Here is a 14,563-nt window from a genome sequence, read left to right as displayed (position 1 = left end):
AAAAACCGGCACGACAAATGCTCCAACACCAGAAGCGACCTTCGGCCTTGAGACCGTTCGCGCTCACCCTGACTAGCTGAGAGACTCAATCATGAACGCCATAGACCTGTTGAAAGCCGACCATGAACGCGTGAAAGGCATCCTGACCCAATTAAGCGAGTCCACCGAACGCGGTGTGAAAAAACGCACAGAACTGCTGGCCAAGCTGGAAATGGAGATCACCATTCATACCCGTCTTGAAGAAGAAGTCTTGTACCCGGCGTACAAGAAAGCCGGGGGCAAGGAGCAGGACGTGATGTATTACGAAGCCAAGGAAGAGCATCGCACTGTCGATTCGTTGGTGCTGCCCGACCTGAAAGTCACCGACCCGTCGACCCCCGAATTCGCCGGTCGGGTGAAAGTGGTCAAGGAACTGCTGGAGCACCATATCGAAGAGGAAGAGACAGAAATGTTTCCTCAGGCGAAAAAACTGCTGGGCAAAGCCACCCTCGAAGAACTGGGGGCGCAAATGGAAACCTTGAAGGCGCAGTACAAGAAAGAAATGAGTGCGGGCAACATGGCGGCTTGATGCCAGTCACGCGACAATAAAGGTCCGGCGCACGCCGGACCTTTTTTCTGTCCGGTTCAACCACCGGGATTGGTCACCTGAATAAAAACCGCGTAGCTGCCCAGCAATACCCAGAAAGTGGCGAAAATCCACGGTGTGCGCACCGAGAACAACAAGGACTTGCGGTAGCCCTTATGGGACGATTCCATCTCACTGAACAACGGCGACTCATCGTAGGCGAGGCCCATCAAGGGCTCGCTGCGCAACAACTCACTCTGTTTGAAATGCCAATGATCAATGATGTCGTAGGCCGCTCGAATACCCGGCCAGGCGTTGAGCGAACTGAGCAGCCCCAACAACGCCAGGAACGGCGGCACCACCAGGGTGAAGAGTTTGCCCCATTCCGGATTGAGGTTGGACATGCAGGAGGCAAAGGCAATCAGCAAAAAGGATTGCGCGGCCAGGTAGGCATCGGTGCGATTGGCCAGAATGCTGGTTTCGTACTGGATTTCCCGACGGTAGAAATCCAGGCGTTCCTTGGGCGAGCCGAACATTTTGGCATTGTGTTCAGTGAGGGTTTCTTCGGCCGGGGTTTCAGTCAGTATTCTTGGCACAGGAGTCACGCGAGAGAGGTCAAAACCTTTAGAAGAAACCTCTACCGACAAGTTCAGCTCGATTGACAACACAAGGGGTCAGCAATGGACTATCTCGATTGGGTGCAATGGCCGGCGATGCTGGTCACGGTGCTGGCAGCGTGGCTGATCGGTTCGCAAAGCCCCGAACGCCGGGTCTCGGGCTTCATCTGTTTTATCGTCAGCAATGTTTTGTGGGTGATATGGGGCTACCACACCCAGGCGTATGCACTGATCGTGTTGCAGTTTTGCCTGTGCGCCATGAACCTGCGCGGCTTCCGGAAGAACGCGCACTCTGCGACCTGATACAGGGTGCGGGGATCATTTCATGGTTGAAGCGATGATCTCCACCAGATTGAGTTGGGTGAAGGGTTTGGACAGGCGCGGCAGTTGCGTGGAAAAGCCTTCCAGCCGTTCGGCGTAGCCGGTAGCGAGGATGATCGGCAGATCCGGTTTCAGGTTCCGGATGGCTTGCGCCAATTGCGCGCCATCCATCTGTGGCATGGCCATGTCGGTAATGACCAGGTCGATGGCGGGCTCATTATCGATCGCTTTGAGCGCCAGAGAGCCGGACACCGCACTGATCACCCGATGCCCCAGGTCTTCGAGCAACAGGCTGGTGCTGGTCAGCACCAGGCTGTCGTCGTCCACCACCAACACGCACAGGCGCGGTACCGGCGGTGCGGTGTCCTCGTCGGTCACGGGCCGGGCAACCGAACCGCTCGTGGCGACGGGAATCCACAGTTCCGCCGTGGTGCCGTTGTCCTTCTGGCTCTTGAGAATGAATCGCCCGCCCAGCTGTTCGATGAAGCCATGCACCATCGACAGCCCCAGGCCCGTGCCTTTGCCCACGCCCTTGGTGGTGAAGAACGGGTCCATCGCCGAGGCCAGCGTGGCCTCATCCATACCCTCCCCCGTATCACTGACACTCAGGCACACATAGCGGCCTTTCATCGGGGGAAATTGGAGATGCTCGCGAACGTCCGCCGTTCGAGCACTGATCACCATCTTCCCGCCATGGGGCATTGCATCCCGGGCGTTGGTCGCCAGGTTGAGTAATGCCAGCTCAAGCTGATTGACGTCGGCCAGGACCGGTTCGAGTTCGGGTGAAAAACGGGTTTCGAGGACCACGGAAGGTCCGAGGGAGCTGCGTAACAAACCGGAGATGCCTTGTACCAGCGCCGGGATCTCGACCGGTTCGGCCTTGAGTTCCTGGCGTCTGGCAAACGCCAGCATGCGCTGGGTCAACGATACGCCACGCAAGGCGCCCTGGGTGGCGTTATCCACCAACCGGGTAATGCGTGGTTCATCCCCCAGGCGCTTGCGCACGATTTCCAGATTGCCGAGGATCACCGTCAACAAGTTGTTGAAGTCGTGGGCGATGCCTCCGGTGAGCTGGCCGATGGCTTGCATTTTTTGCGCCTGGAACAGCGCCTCGCGGGTTTGCTCAAGGGCCTGTTGAGCCTGGGTAACTTCGGTGATATCACGGGTGATCTTGGCGAATCCGAGTAACGTGCCGGTCTCCCCCCAGATCGGATCGACCACCACATGCGCCAGGAACCGCGTGCCGTCCTTGCGCACGCGCCAGCCCTTGTTCTCGAATCGCCCTTCACGGGTGGCAACGGACAGGGTCCGTTGCGGTTCGCCGGCCTCACGGTCCTCCGGGGTGTAAAACATCGAAAAGTGTTGCCCGATGACTTCTTCGGGCAAATAGCCCTTGATGCGCTGCGCCCCAAGATTCCAATTGGTCAGGCGCCCGTCGGGGGCGAGCATGTAGATCGCGTAGTCCGTGACGCTTTGCACCAGCAGGCGGAATTGCTGCTCGCTTTGCTTGAGGGTTTCTTCGGCCATCTTGCGGTCGGTCAGGTCCCGGGTGATCTTGGCAAAGCCCAGCAATTTGCCCGACGGGTCGATGATCGGATCGATCACCACATGGGACCAGAAATGCGTGCCATCTTTGCGTACCCGCCAGCCTTCGCCCTCGAAACGCCCTTCCCTGATCGCCGTGTCCAGCGCGCGCTGGGGCAAACCGTTACGGCGATCCTCATCGGTGTAGAAACGCGAAAAGTGCTGACCGAGTATCTCGGCCTCCTCATACCCCTTGAAACGCCTGGCGCCGGCGTTCCAGCTGGTGATGATGCCATCGGGATCAATCATGTAGATCGCATAGTCAATCACGGCATCGATCAACAGTCGGAAACGACTGTCATCGATGACGGTGGCTTTGGTTCGATCTTCGCTCATTGATCCCTCACATCATGAATGCTTTTGTGGAGTATGCGACAAAGCGCCAGTTTGGAGAGGCGCAAACCGGCTCTGGTCGCCAAATGTCATCTGTTTACGTATTTGGTGATGAAGGCGTACAGGGCGTTGTAGACAAAATCAGGGACATACTGAGCATGGGCCTGGGTTTTGAGCAGCGCCAGCTGACATTCCTTTAGAACCTCGTCCCGGTCTCGAGTCGCGAAGACATGATTATCGATAATGCTGGAGTACACGCTGTACGTAAAATTTATCTTGGTTGTTGTCGAGGTAACGGAACCATCGGCAGCCCTTGCGTAGGTGCTCTGGGCGATCAAGGCCCGCTCTTTCAACGCGCCGAAGCCGCGTTCGTACAGGTTGATCTGCGACCCGCTGACCGCCTTTGCAGCCGTTTCGAAGGCCAGGATGACTGCTTGCGCATAACACATGCTGGCCTTCAGCCTGGATAGCGTCAGAAACCTTTCCATCTCCCGATTTTCCATGCTTTGTAGCGCTCGTTTAAAGCACGACAGGTAAGCAAACTCTTGCGTGCAGCCAACGATGTGAGTCTCGAATTGATAACCGACGGCGGTCGCTTTCGGGGGAAAGGCCGCGAAATCGAAACTTTCGAATACGCATTCCAGGATGATGTTGTATTTGCCTGTAAACGCATGGGTAAAAATCTTTGCGCTGAGTTCACGGACAAATGCCTCTGTATGCTCATACGCATGCAAAACGCCGAGCTTGATCATTTCTTCGCGCAACCGTCCACCAACGCGGTAACAATTGCCGGACCTTGCTGTCGCCAAAGCGGTCATCGATCAGCATGATGACCCCTTGATCCTGCTGCGTGCGAATCACCCGCCCCGCCGCCTGCACCACCTTCTGCACCCCCGGGAACAGGTACGTGTAGTCATACCCGGCGCCGAAAATCGCCGCCATGCGATGTTTCAATTGCTCGTTGACCGGATTGAGCTGCGCCAGCCCGAGGGTGGCAATGAACGCTCCGATCAGGCGTGCTCCGGGCAAGTCGATCCCCTCACCAAACACCCCGCCCAGCACCGCGAAACCGACACCTTGACTGTCGGCGGTGAACTGATTGAGAAAATCCTGACGCTGCCCTTCCGCCATGCCTCGCGATTGCGCCCACAAGTTGATATGTGGATGTCGCTCGGCCAGTAGCTGCGCAACCTGCTGCAGATAATCGAAGCTGCTGAAAAACGCCAGGTAGTTGCCGGGGCGCTGGCTGAACTGGCTGGCGATCAGCTCGACAATCGGCGCCAGGGACGACTGGCGATGAACGAACCGCGTGGAGATCTGACTGACAATGTGCACTTGCAGTTGATCGGCGTGAAAGGGTGATTCGACATCGATCCACACTGTGTTTGCCGGCGTCCCCAACAGATCGGCGTAGTAATGGCGCGGGCTCAGGGTCGCGGAAAACAACACGGTGCTGCGTGCCGCCGTCAGCCGCGGGCGGATGAAACCGGCGGGCACCACGTTGCGCAGGCACAGCTGTGACAGGTTTTTCTTGCGCGCAACGTCGCGCTTGCTGATGTCGAACAGGAACTGTTCATCGAACAGTTCGGCGACCCGGCAAAATTGCAGCATGTCGAAGTAAAAACTCTGCAAGGCGCTGTCCAGGCCTTGCGGATGATCATTCAGGTAGTCGCCTATACTCGCGCTGCACGACGACAGCGCCTGCAGCAGTTTTTCCGGAGCCTTGTCGTAAGCCTGATAGGCGCCGGGCTGCAGGTCATGCAGGGCGTTCCACTGCCGATTGACCCGCTGCAAGGATGTCTTCAGCGCTTCAGGGGCGGTTTTGCGCACGGCGTTGAGGGTCGATTGGTCGAGGCTGGCGCTGTACATCTGCCGCCCCCGCTCCACCAGGTTGTGCGCTTCGTCCACCAGCACCGCGACTTTCCAGTTGTTGGCCTGGGCCAGCCCGAACAGCAGCGCACTGAAATCGAAGTAGTAGTTGTAGTCGGCCACCACCACGTCTGCCCAGCGGGCCATTTCCTGGCTCAGGTAGTACGGGCAGATGTCATGCTTGAGGGCAACCTCGCGCAATGCGCTCTGGTTCAGCAGGGTCTGCTCGCTGGCGGCCTGGCGCGCCGCGGGCAAACGATCATAAAAACCCTGGGCCAACGGGCAGGATTCACCGTGACAGGCTTTGTCCGGATGCTCGCAGGCCTTGTCCCGGGCAATCATTTCCAGAACCCGCAGGGCTGGCGCCTCGGCGCTCTGGAGTATGACTTGCGCGGCATCGAGCGCCAGTTTGCGGCCCGGGGTTTTCGCGGTCAGGAAGAACACCTTGTCCAGTTGCTGCGGCGCCAGGGCCTTGAGCAGCGGAAACAGCGTGCCGACGGTCTTGCCGATCCCCGTGGGTGCCTGGGCCATCAGGCAGCGACCGGTACTGACCGCCTTGAACACCGATTCGGCCAGATGACGCTGCCCCGGACGAAAGTCGGCGTGGGGAAAGGTCAATAGCTGCGCCGCCTTGTCGCGTGCTTCGCGGTGGGCCATTTCCTGCTCGGCCCATTGCAGGAACAGGCGGCAATGCTGCTCGAAAAATTGTCCCAGCGTTTGCGCGCTGAAGGCCTCGACCAGACAGGTTTCCTTTTCGCTGACGATGTCGAAGTACACCAGCGCCAGGTTGATCTGTGCCAGTTCCAGCTTCTGGCACATCAGCCAGCCGTAGATCTTCGCTTGTGCCCAGTGCAGCTGACGATGGTTGGCGGGCTGTTTACTCAAGTCGCCGCGATAGGTTTTGACTTCTTCCAGGCAATTTTGCGTCGGGTCATAGCCATCCGCCCTGCCCTTGACCTTCAACTTTTGATACAGGCCTTCGAGCGCGACTTCACTCTGGTAGCCCTCGCTGCGCCGGGACGCCACGGTGCGGTGCCCGAGGATGCCTTCCAGGGCAGTCGGCGACGGCGTAAAGCGCAGATCAAGGTCGCCGACCTTGGCGGTGAACTCGCACAACGCGCGTACCGCGATGCTGTAGCTCACGCGCTCTGCTCTGCCCATTGCACATAACAGACGGCTATCGGCATATGGTGCTCATGGCAGAACTGCAGCCAGCGTAACTGGTTGTCCTGCAGGCGATCGCCGGGACCTTTGACTTCGATCATGCGGTAGGTCTTGTCTTGCGGCCAGAACTGGATCAGGTCCGGCATGCCGGCGCGATTGGCCTTGATGTCCAGCAGCAGACGATGGAACCAGTGCTTGAGGTGTTCGGCCGGCAGGCAGGCGAGTGCCTGGTCGAGCAATTCCTCGCTGAGTGCGCCCCAGAACACGAAGGGTGATTGCACGCCCCACTTGGCGGCGTAACGTTCACGGATGGTCTGGCGGTAACGCCCGTCATCGAGTTCCGCCAGGCAAGCCTGGAACAGGTCGGCGCGGCGCACATGGAAATCTTCATTGAGCAGGTCCACTGGCCCACGCTGGAACGGGTGAAAAAATGCTCCCGGCAAGGGCGCGAAGATCGCCGGCCAGCACAGCAGCCCGAACAGCGAGTTGATCAGGCTGTTCTCCACGTAATGCACCGGCGCCGCCGCTTGCGCCAGGTGTGCCTGGACATGAAATTCCACCGACAGCGCCGGATCGGTCCTGGGCAGTTGCAGGTCCAGGCGCAGCATCTCCCGGGGAGACGCACGCTTGATCGGTGGCCCGCCGAGCTTGCGCCGCAGCCTGGGTAGCGTACGCAGCAATTGCTGCTGTTCGGCAGCGCTTTGAGGCAGTTGTTCGGCATGGCTCGCCAGGTCCAGCGCCAGCTGATACTCGCCGCAGCGCTCCAGCACACGAATCAGCCGCAACCGCGCGCCGGGCCAGGCGCATTCGCGGTAGATACCCAGGGCTGTAGAGAAATCCGCCGTGCGTTCGCAATACTGACCGAACTGGAACAACAGTTTGTCGCGACGGCGCTGCAGCCAGGGGTTGCTCAATGCCAGCGCGTTGACCTGCGCGACGATGCCGGCCAATGCTTCACCGGCCTCGAAACGCTGCTGACAGTCATGCAGGAAAACACAGGCATCCACATCCTCGCGGCTGCGCAGGCCACGGGAGTCGGCGCAGAACTCGACTTTTTCATAGGTGAACATCCCCAGGTCGGCCAGCACGAACTCCGACCAATCCTGGTAAAGATTGCCAAAGAACATCAACCGCAAGCGATCACACAGGCCCATGATGGTCAGGCTGAACAGTCGGTCATCCAGCGGTGCGCACCAGCGGCTGAAGCACTGGGCACCGGGAAACTGCTCGCTCAGTGCCGACAGCCAATCGGTCTTCTTGCCCTTGGGCTGATCGATGGCAGCACCGAGGCACTGGAGGATTTCCGCCTTGAGTAGCACCTCGAACAGTTCTTCGATCAACAGTGGCACCTGCTCGTCGATCCAGCCCAGTTGCAGCAACGGGCCGGCAGCGCTGACGGTGTCACCGATCTCGTCGTAATGCAGCTTGCTCACCCGAAAGTGTATGCCCCTGCGCATCACCATCCGCACCAGCAATGCCCTGGACGGTCGAGGCAGGCGGTTGAAACCGCGGATGAACCGTTGTTCCTCGACACTCAACACGTCGGAATAACGATGTTCAAGCCAATCAAGCACTTGTATGAAGTTGTTCAAGTAGTAGAACGGGTCGTCGAGAGGGTTTGCGGTCACAGGGAAACTGGCCATGGCGAGATAATACTGGTTATGCGTACAGATACCAGCTTGGCCCGGTTCGGTGCAAACGGAAATGGATAAGCGGTGGCGATTCAGTTTATTTTTTTGCCGTCTGTCGAACTTTCTGCCGATCCATTGTACCAATCGCGTTAGAGGTACAGTGACGATCAAGCTCGATCGCGACTGTCGCGCGGTTTTTTTAAGGATGAGAGGTGGGTATGAATTTCAAGACTCTGGGCTTGCCCGTTGCCGTAGCGGCCTTGCTGGCCCTGGCCGGTTGCTCGACGCCAACGGTGGTGACCCTGCAGAACGGCACCCAATATTTGACCAAGGACATGCCGAACACCAAGACCGAGGACGGCTTCTACGAGTTCGAGGATATTTCCGGGGCGAAAGTGAAGGTCAGGGCCGATGAAGTGGCCACGGTGCGCAAGGAAGACTGAACCGCGGTACGGATTGAGACCGCGTTATCGTTCTTCGCGAGCAAGCCCGCTTGTGTCTTGTCCCGCCCCCCGCACCACCCCTCGCTCCTCCAGCAGGCGCACGAACATGGTCAGGCTTTGCGACACTGTCCCGCGCCGCCACACCAGCCAGGTGCGCAGGAACCGGAACGATTCCGACAACGGCCAGACACTCACCGTGGCGCATCCTGGCATGCTTTCGAGCATGCTGCGGGGCATCAGCGCCAGACCGGCACCGGCGCTGACACAGGCCAGCATGCCGTGATAGGACTCCATTTCGAAAATCCGGCCAGGCACCGCGGCGTCCTTGGCGAACCAGCTTTCGAAGTGATGCCGATAGGAACAATTGGAGCGGAAGGCGTAGATGCTCTCGCCGTTGACGTCCTGTGCGCGCAGGATGGGGTCATGGTTGAGCGGCGCGATGAGCACCATTTCTTCCTCGAAAGCCGGCACCCCTTCCAGTGCCGGGTGCAGCACGGGACCGTCGACGAAAGCGGCGGCCAGGCGACCCGACAGCACCCCGTCGATCATGGTCCCGGAAGGTCCGGTGGAGAGATCCAGTTCGACTTTGGCGTAGCGCTGGTTATAGGCGGCCAACAGCTCAGGGATGCGCACCGCTGCGGTGCTTTCCAGCGAGCCAAGCGGGAACGATCCTTGCGGCTCCTCGCCCGCCACCGTGGCGCGAGCTTCCTGGACCAGATCGAGAATGCGCCGGGCATAGTCCAGAAAACTCCACCCTGCCGGAGACAGCCGCAGGCGGCTCTTCTCGCGGATAAACAAATCCACGCCCAGATCCAGCTCCAGTTGCTTGATTCGCGTGGTCAGGTTCGAAGGCACCCGATGTATGTGCTGGGCGGCGACGCTGATGCTGCCGTGCTCGGCGACGGCTTTGAAAATCTCGAGCTGTACCAGATCCAAGTCATTCTCCAAACGTGAACGATATGCTCAGTATTATTCAGTTTCCAGAAAACGAACACCACCGTAATCTGAACCTATACCCACCTGCAGGACGGTGCCATGACGCAAATATCCAGCCTCACCCATGCCATTTCGATCAACCCCGCCACCGGCGAGCAGATCGGCCACTACCCTTTCGAATCCGCATCGGAGCTGGACGCCGCCCTTGCCCGAGCCGCTGCCGGTTTCTCCACCTGGCGCCGCACGCCTGTCGAACAGCGCGCCCAGGCCTTGATCGTGCTGGCCCGGGTGCTTCGCGAAGACGCCGCTACGATGGCCAACATGATTACCCTGGAAATGGGCAAGCCCGTCACCCAGGCCCGCGGTGAAATTGAAAAGTGTGCTCAGCTGTGCGAATGGTATGCCGAACACGGCCCTGCCATGTTGACCGCCGAGCCGACGCTGGTCGAAGGCGGCAAGGCGCGCATCGAATATCGCCCGCTGGGTTCGATTCTTGCTGTGATGCCGTGGAATTTCCCGATCTGGCAGGTGCTGCGCGGTGCCGTGCCGGCCTTGATCGCCGGCAATACCTACGTCCTCAAGCATGCGCCGAACGTCATGGGATCCGCTTATCTGCTGCGTGATGCCTTGCGCCGCGCCGACTTCCCGGAAGGCGTTTTCGAGGTGATCAACGTTACGCCGGACGGTGTGTCCACGGCGATCGCCGACCCACGGATTGCCGCGGTGACGCTCACCGGCAGTGTGCGGGCCGGGATGGCCATCGGGGCCCAGGCCGGTGCGGCGATGAAAAAGTGCGTGCTGGAACTGGGCGGCTCGGACCCCTTCATCGTGCTTAACGATGCTGATCTGGACGAAGCGGTCAAGGCCGCCGTCATTGGCCGTTACCAGAACACCGGGCAAGTCTGCGCAGCGGCCAAACGCCTGATTGTCGAGCAAGACATTGTCGAGCAATTCACGCGCAAGTTCGTCGAAGCCACCCGCCAGTTGGCGGTCGGTGATCCGCTGTCGGCCAGTACTTACATTGGTCCCATGGCCCGTTTCGATTTGCGTGATGAACTGGATCAACAAGTGCGCGACACCCTGGAGGAAGGCGCGACCTTGCTCATGGGCGGCAAAAAGGCTGAAGGTTCTGGCAATTTTTACGAGCCGACGGTGCTCGGTGATGTGACCGACCAGATGACCTCGTTCAAACAGGAACTGTTCGGTCCGGTGGCCTCGATCATCACCGCCCGGGATGCGGCCCATGCCCTGGCGCTGGCCAACGACAGCGAGTTCGGACTGGCCTCGACCATTTACACGCGTAATGTCGAGCTGGCGCAACAGATGGCTGGCGAACTGGAAACCGGCGGTGTATTCATCAATGGGTATTGTGCCAGCGACCCGCGCGTGACCTTTGGCGGTGTGAAGAAAAGCGGGTTTGGCCGGGAGCTGTCACATTTCGGCGTCAGGGAGTTCTGCAATGCCCAGACGGTGTGGCTGGATCGGCGCTGAAGCTGTAGGAACTGGCTTGCCGGCGATGGCGGTCTGAAGCCTTGTGCCTGCCAGGACGACGCCTTCGCCAGCAAGCCGGCTCTTCCAGGTCGAAAAAAACGGCTGATCCGCCACGCGGATCAGCCGTTATTCATTTCATCAAATCCAACGAGCCGCCGCGATCACGCACTCAGCGAATAGATCAACGCCGAGATCGCCACCAGCCCCACCGCCGTCACAAACACATTGGAAGCCTGCCCCCGATAGCGCGCCATCGCCGGCACCTTGCGAATCGCATACATCGGCATCAGGAACAGGATCGCCGCGATAATCGGGCCACCCAAGGTCTCGATCATCCCCAGAATGCTCGGGTTCAGGGTGGCAACGATCCAGCACACCACCAACATGAAGGCCGCCGTCATGCGATCCAGCGTCTTCGGCGCCGGACGCTTGCCGCTTTTGACGATCAGCCCCTTCAAGCCCTCGCTGGCACCGATGTAGTGCCCGAGGAACGACTTGGATATGGCCACGAAGGCAATCAACGGCGCCGCAAAGGCGATGGTCGGGTTGCTGAAGTGGTTGGCCAGGTACGACAGGATCGACAGGTTCTGCGCCTTCGCTTCCGCCAGTTGTGCCGGCGACAGGGTCAGCACGCAGCTGAACACGAAGAACAGTACCATCACCACCATCAAGACGTGGGCCCGGGACAGGATCTGCGAGCTGCGCTCCTGGGCGTGATCGCCGTAGCGACGCTTCTGGTCCACCGCGAATGCCGAGATGATCGGCGAGTGGTTGAAGGAGAACACCATCACCGGAATCGCCAACCACAAGGTGTGCAACAACGCCGAGGGTTCAGGCACCGTCGAAGCAGTGGCCAGGATGCCGCCGTTCCAGTGCGGAATCAGGAACACCGCGAGGAACAGCAGTGCCACGATGAACGGATAGACCATCAGGCTCATGGCCTTGACGATCGCTTGCTCACCGCAACGCACCACCGCCAGCAGGCCGAGGATCAGCACCAGCGACAGCACGGCCCGCGGGGGCGGCATGATGTGCAGTTGATGCTCGAGGAAACTGCCCACGGTATTGGTCAGGGCCACGCTGTAGATCAGCAGGATCGGGAAGATCGCGAAGAAGTAGAGCAAGGTGATCAACGCGCCGGCCTTGATCCCGAAATGCTCCTCCACCACTTCGGTGATGTCCGCGCCTTCGCGTCCGGACAGTACAAAGCGGGTCAGGCCGCGGTGCGCGTAGAACGTCATGGGGAACGCCAACACTGCAAGGATCAGCAACGGCCAGAAGCCGCCCAGCCCTGCATTGATCGGCAAAAACAGCGTCCCCGCCCCGATGGCCGTGCCAAACAGGCCCAGCATCCAGGTGGTGTCATGACGATTCCAGCGGGTAAGGCTTGCTGGTGTCGCCGCTACATAGCGTTCGTCGACGCTATTGGCCTGATCATTCATCCGGTGGGATCTCCGCATTCCGGTCACTGGCTACCCGGTCAGGACGAGTCGGAAAACCCGACAGGCAGCGCCCTGGCCGAAACAGGGGCGCGATTGTCCGGGATTAATCAGCAGAAGCAAAGACTTAGCTGAGGAGCGGTTGTGCCGCCCCCTGTAGGAGCAAGCTGGCTCGCGAAGGCGGCGGCACATTCAACAATGATTTGCCTGACCCAACGCTATCGCGGCCAAACCTCGCCCCTGCATCGGATCAGCAGTCCCCCACTTGATAAAGGTCTCCCATCATGTATTTTGAAGTGACCTGCATTCCTTCTGGAGTCTTGCCATGCCACTGGTTCGCGTCGACATCGGCATTGCCCAGTACGCTATCTGATCGCCCTCCTTTTATATCTGTGAGCCGCCCATGCCCCGTGTTTCCCGCAAACAAGCCGATCTCAACCGCGAAGTCATCGTTGAAGCCGCCACGCGGCTGTTTCGCGAACGCGGGCTGCACGGGATCAGCGTCGTCGATGTCATGGCCGCGGCCGGCCTGACCCATGGCGGCTTCTATGGGCATTTCGAGTCCAGGGAAGCCTTGGCACTAGAAGCCAGCGGCCGGGCGTTCGAGCAATCGACAGAGCGCTGGAAAGAACGGATCGGCGCCCATGACGACAAAAACGCCGCGCGCCGGGCGCTGATCGAGCCTTACCTGTCCGCCGCCAGCCGTGACCATCCGGGTGAGAGCTGCCCGGTCGTGGCCTTTGCCGGGGACATGTGCCACGAAGCCGCCGGCAGCGGTTTGCGTGAAACCTTCATGGACGGATTGAACGCGCTGCTCGATACCTTCGGCTCGCTGATCGAAACCGGCGATGACGATGACAACCGCCGGCAGGTGCTGGTGCAATACTCGTTGATGGTCGGCGCATTGACCTTGGCCCGGGCCACCCGGGGCGAGGCGTTGTCGGACGAGATTCTCGAGGCGGCGCGCAGTTTTCTCACCGCGGACCGTCCACCCTTGATTCCTGCCTGATGACTCGATGTACGGAAATAGACCGCAGGCTTCCCCAGCTACACTGAGTCGAAGATCGCAGGATCGTTGGTCATTGCCAAACCGTAATGGAATCAGCAATCTGAAGCGACCTTCGAGCCCCGATATTCTGCTGCCCAAAGGAGCCCAGCATGCCCGCAACCGTTCTGGTACTGGTTGAAACCATCAATGATTACCTGCCAATTCTTGAACATCAGGGCTTTCACCTGATTCTGGCCCCGACGCCCGCCGAGCGCGCGGCGGCCATCACCCGGCAGGGAGGTCAGATCGATGCGGTGCTGACTCGCGGTCCATTAGGGCTGTATGCCGATGAAATCGCCGCCCTGCCCAATCTCAAGATCATCTGCGTGATCGGCGCCGGCTACGAACAGGTCGACCTGCAAGCCGCCGCCGACCGCGGCATCACGGTCACCAATGGCGCCGGGGTCAACGCGTCTTCGGTCGCCGACCACGCCATGGCGATGCTGCTGGCACTGGTGCGCGACATTCCCCGCTGCGACGCCGCCGTGCGACGCGGCGAATGGCCGAAAATCATGCGCCCTTCCCTGGCCGGCAAACGCCTGGGCATCCTGGGTCTCGGCGCGGTCGGCATGGCCATCGCCAAACGCGCAGCCCACGGCTTCGACATGACGGTCAGCTACCACAACCGCCAACATCGCAGCGACGTACCCTACAGCTTCTGCTCGACGCCAGCCGAGCTGGCGCGTGCCTCGGACTTTTTGATCGTCGCCGCCCCCGGCGGCCTGGGTACCAGACACCTGATCAACAAACACGTACTCGACGCCCTCGGCCCCAACGGTTTCGTCGTCAACATCGCCCGGGCCAGTGTCATCGTCACCGCAGATCTGATCAGCGCCTTGGAACAGCGACGAATCGCTGGCGCCGCGCTGGATGTCTTCGATGCCGAACCCCGTGTACCGGATGCACTGAAGACCTTGGCCAACGTGATCCTGACGCCGCATGTCGCCGGGCTGTCTCCCGAAGCCACCCAGGGCACCGTGGAAATGGTGGGTCGCAACCTGGTGGCATTTTTTTCAGGTAACCCGGTGCTCACGCCGATCGATCTGCCGGCAACCCAGACCAAGGCGGTGCTGTAGGCTGTCATTCAAACAGGTGTATCAAAAGCAATGATTGCCCGGCAAC

Annotated in this window: 12 protein-coding genes and 1 pseudogene; 6 read left to right on the top strand and 7 right to left on the bottom strand. The window is 59.9% G+C overall.

Translation table 11 applies throughout. The features are described 5' to 3' along the window. Positions 1 to 91 precede the first annotated feature (91 nt). Positions 92 to 568: a PA2171 family ribosome-binding persister protein gene (locus ACA041_RS14955; RefSeq protein WP_497441820.1), complete on the top strand. Its 477-nt coding sequence runs from the start codon at positions 92 to 94 to the stop codon at positions 566 to 568. Positions 569 to 624: 56 nt separating this feature from the next. Here ACA041_RS14955 and ACA041_RS14950 read toward each other — a convergent pair whose 3' ends face one another. Further along, positions 625 to 1,161 carry a hypothetical protein gene (locus ACA041_RS14950; protein WP_497441819.1) on the bottom strand — a complete coding sequence of 179 codons (537 nt, stop codon included), beginning with the start codon at positions 1,159 to 1,161 and terminating at the stop codon, positions 625 to 627. Positions 1,162 to 1,245: 84 nt separating this feature from the next. Between ACA041_RS14950 and ACA041_RS14945 the strand changes: the two genes are divergently transcribed. Next, on the top strand, positions 1,246 to 1,485 hold the full coding sequence (locus ACA041_RS14945; protein WP_497441818.1) for a hypothetical protein: 240 nt from the start codon (positions 1,246 to 1,248) through the stop codon (positions 1,483 to 1,485). A gap of 15 nt (positions 1,486 to 1,500) precedes the next feature. On the opposite strand, the gene ACA041_RS14940 is transcribed toward ACA041_RS14945, so the two are convergent. The 4 genes and pseudogenes from ACA041_RS14940 to ACA041_RS14925 all read right to left on the bottom strand — a co-directional run bounded on the left by ACA041_RS14940 (position 1,501) and on the right by ACA041_RS14925 (position 8,096). Continuing rightward, a complete protein-coding gene (locus ACA041_RS14940) occupies positions 1,501 to 3,423 on the bottom strand; it encodes a hybrid sensor histidine kinase/response regulator (protein ID WP_497441817.1) in 1,923 nt (640 codons plus the stop codon). An 86-nt stretch (positions 3,424 to 3,509) separates the two neighbouring features. Beyond that, positions 3,510 to 4,175: pseudogene (locus tag ACA041_RS14935) on the bottom strand (zeta toxin family protein); the annotation flags it as partial. Beyond that, positions 4,141 to 6,432, bottom strand: coding sequence for an ATP-dependent DNA helicase (locus ACA041_RS14930; RefSeq protein WP_497441816.1), 2,292 nt, complete (start codon positions 6,430 to 6,432; stop codon positions 4,141 to 4,143). The gene ACA041_RS14930 and the pseudogene ACA041_RS14935, both read right to left, overlap by 35 nt. Beyond that, positions 6,429 to 8,096: a VRR-NUC domain-containing protein gene (locus ACA041_RS14925; protein ID WP_497441815.1), complete on the bottom strand. Its 1,668-nt coding sequence runs from the start codon at positions 8,094 to 8,096 to the stop codon at positions 6,429 to 6,431. Before ACA041_RS14925 ends, ACA041_RS14930 begins: the two co-directional genes overlap by 4 nt. A 206-nt stretch (positions 8,097 to 8,302) precedes the next feature. On the opposite strand from ACA041_RS14925, the gene ACA041_RS14920 reads away from it, so the two are divergent. Beyond that, positions 8,303 to 8,527, top strand: coding sequence for a YgdI/YgdR family lipoprotein (locus ACA041_RS14920; protein ID WP_497441814.1), 225 nt, complete (start codon positions 8,303 to 8,305; stop codon positions 8,525 to 8,527). A 24-nt stretch (positions 8,528 to 8,551) separates the two neighbouring features. Here ACA041_RS14920 and ptrR read toward each other — a convergent pair whose 3' ends face one another. Beyond that, a complete protein-coding gene (ptrR, locus tag ACA041_RS14915) occupies positions 8,552 to 9,463 on the bottom strand; it encodes a putrescine utilization regulator PtrR (RefSeq protein WP_497441813.1) in 912 nt (303 codons plus the stop codon). A gap of 99 nt (positions 9,464 to 9,562) precedes the next feature. On the opposite strand from ptrR, the gene ACA041_RS14910 reads away from it, so the two are divergent. Next, complete coding sequence (locus ACA041_RS14910) at positions 9,563 to 10,954, top strand: aldehyde dehydrogenase family protein (RefSeq protein WP_497441812.1); 1,392 nt, start codon at positions 9,563 to 9,565, stop codon at positions 10,952 to 10,954. A gap of 161 nt (positions 10,955 to 11,115) precedes the next feature. On the opposite strand, the gene ACA041_RS14905 is transcribed toward ACA041_RS14910, so the two are convergent. Further along, positions 11,116 to 12,396, bottom strand: a complete 1,281-nt coding sequence (locus tag ACA041_RS14905) for a serine/threonine transporter (RefSeq protein WP_497441811.1) — start codon at positions 12,394 to 12,396, stop codon at positions 11,116 to 11,118. 400 nt (positions 12,397 to 12,796) lie between these two features. Here ACA041_RS14905 and ACA041_RS14900 point away from each other — a divergent pair, with 400 nt between their 5' ends. Further along, a complete protein-coding gene (locus ACA041_RS14900) occupies positions 12,797 to 13,402 on the top strand; it encodes a TetR/AcrR family transcriptional regulator (protein WP_497441810.1) in 606 nt (201 codons plus the stop codon). Between the two features lie 149 nt (positions 13,403 to 13,551). Then, entirely contained in the window at positions 13,552 to 14,517 is a 966-nt protein-coding gene (locus ACA041_RS14895) for a 2-hydroxyacid dehydrogenase (protein ID WP_497441809.1), read from the top strand. Positions 14,518 to 14,563 lie beyond the last annotated feature (46 nt).

This window comes from Pseudomonas sp. LBUM1676 (assembly GCF_059695605.1).
This window is presented reverse-complemented; position numbering and strand designations above follow the sequence as displayed.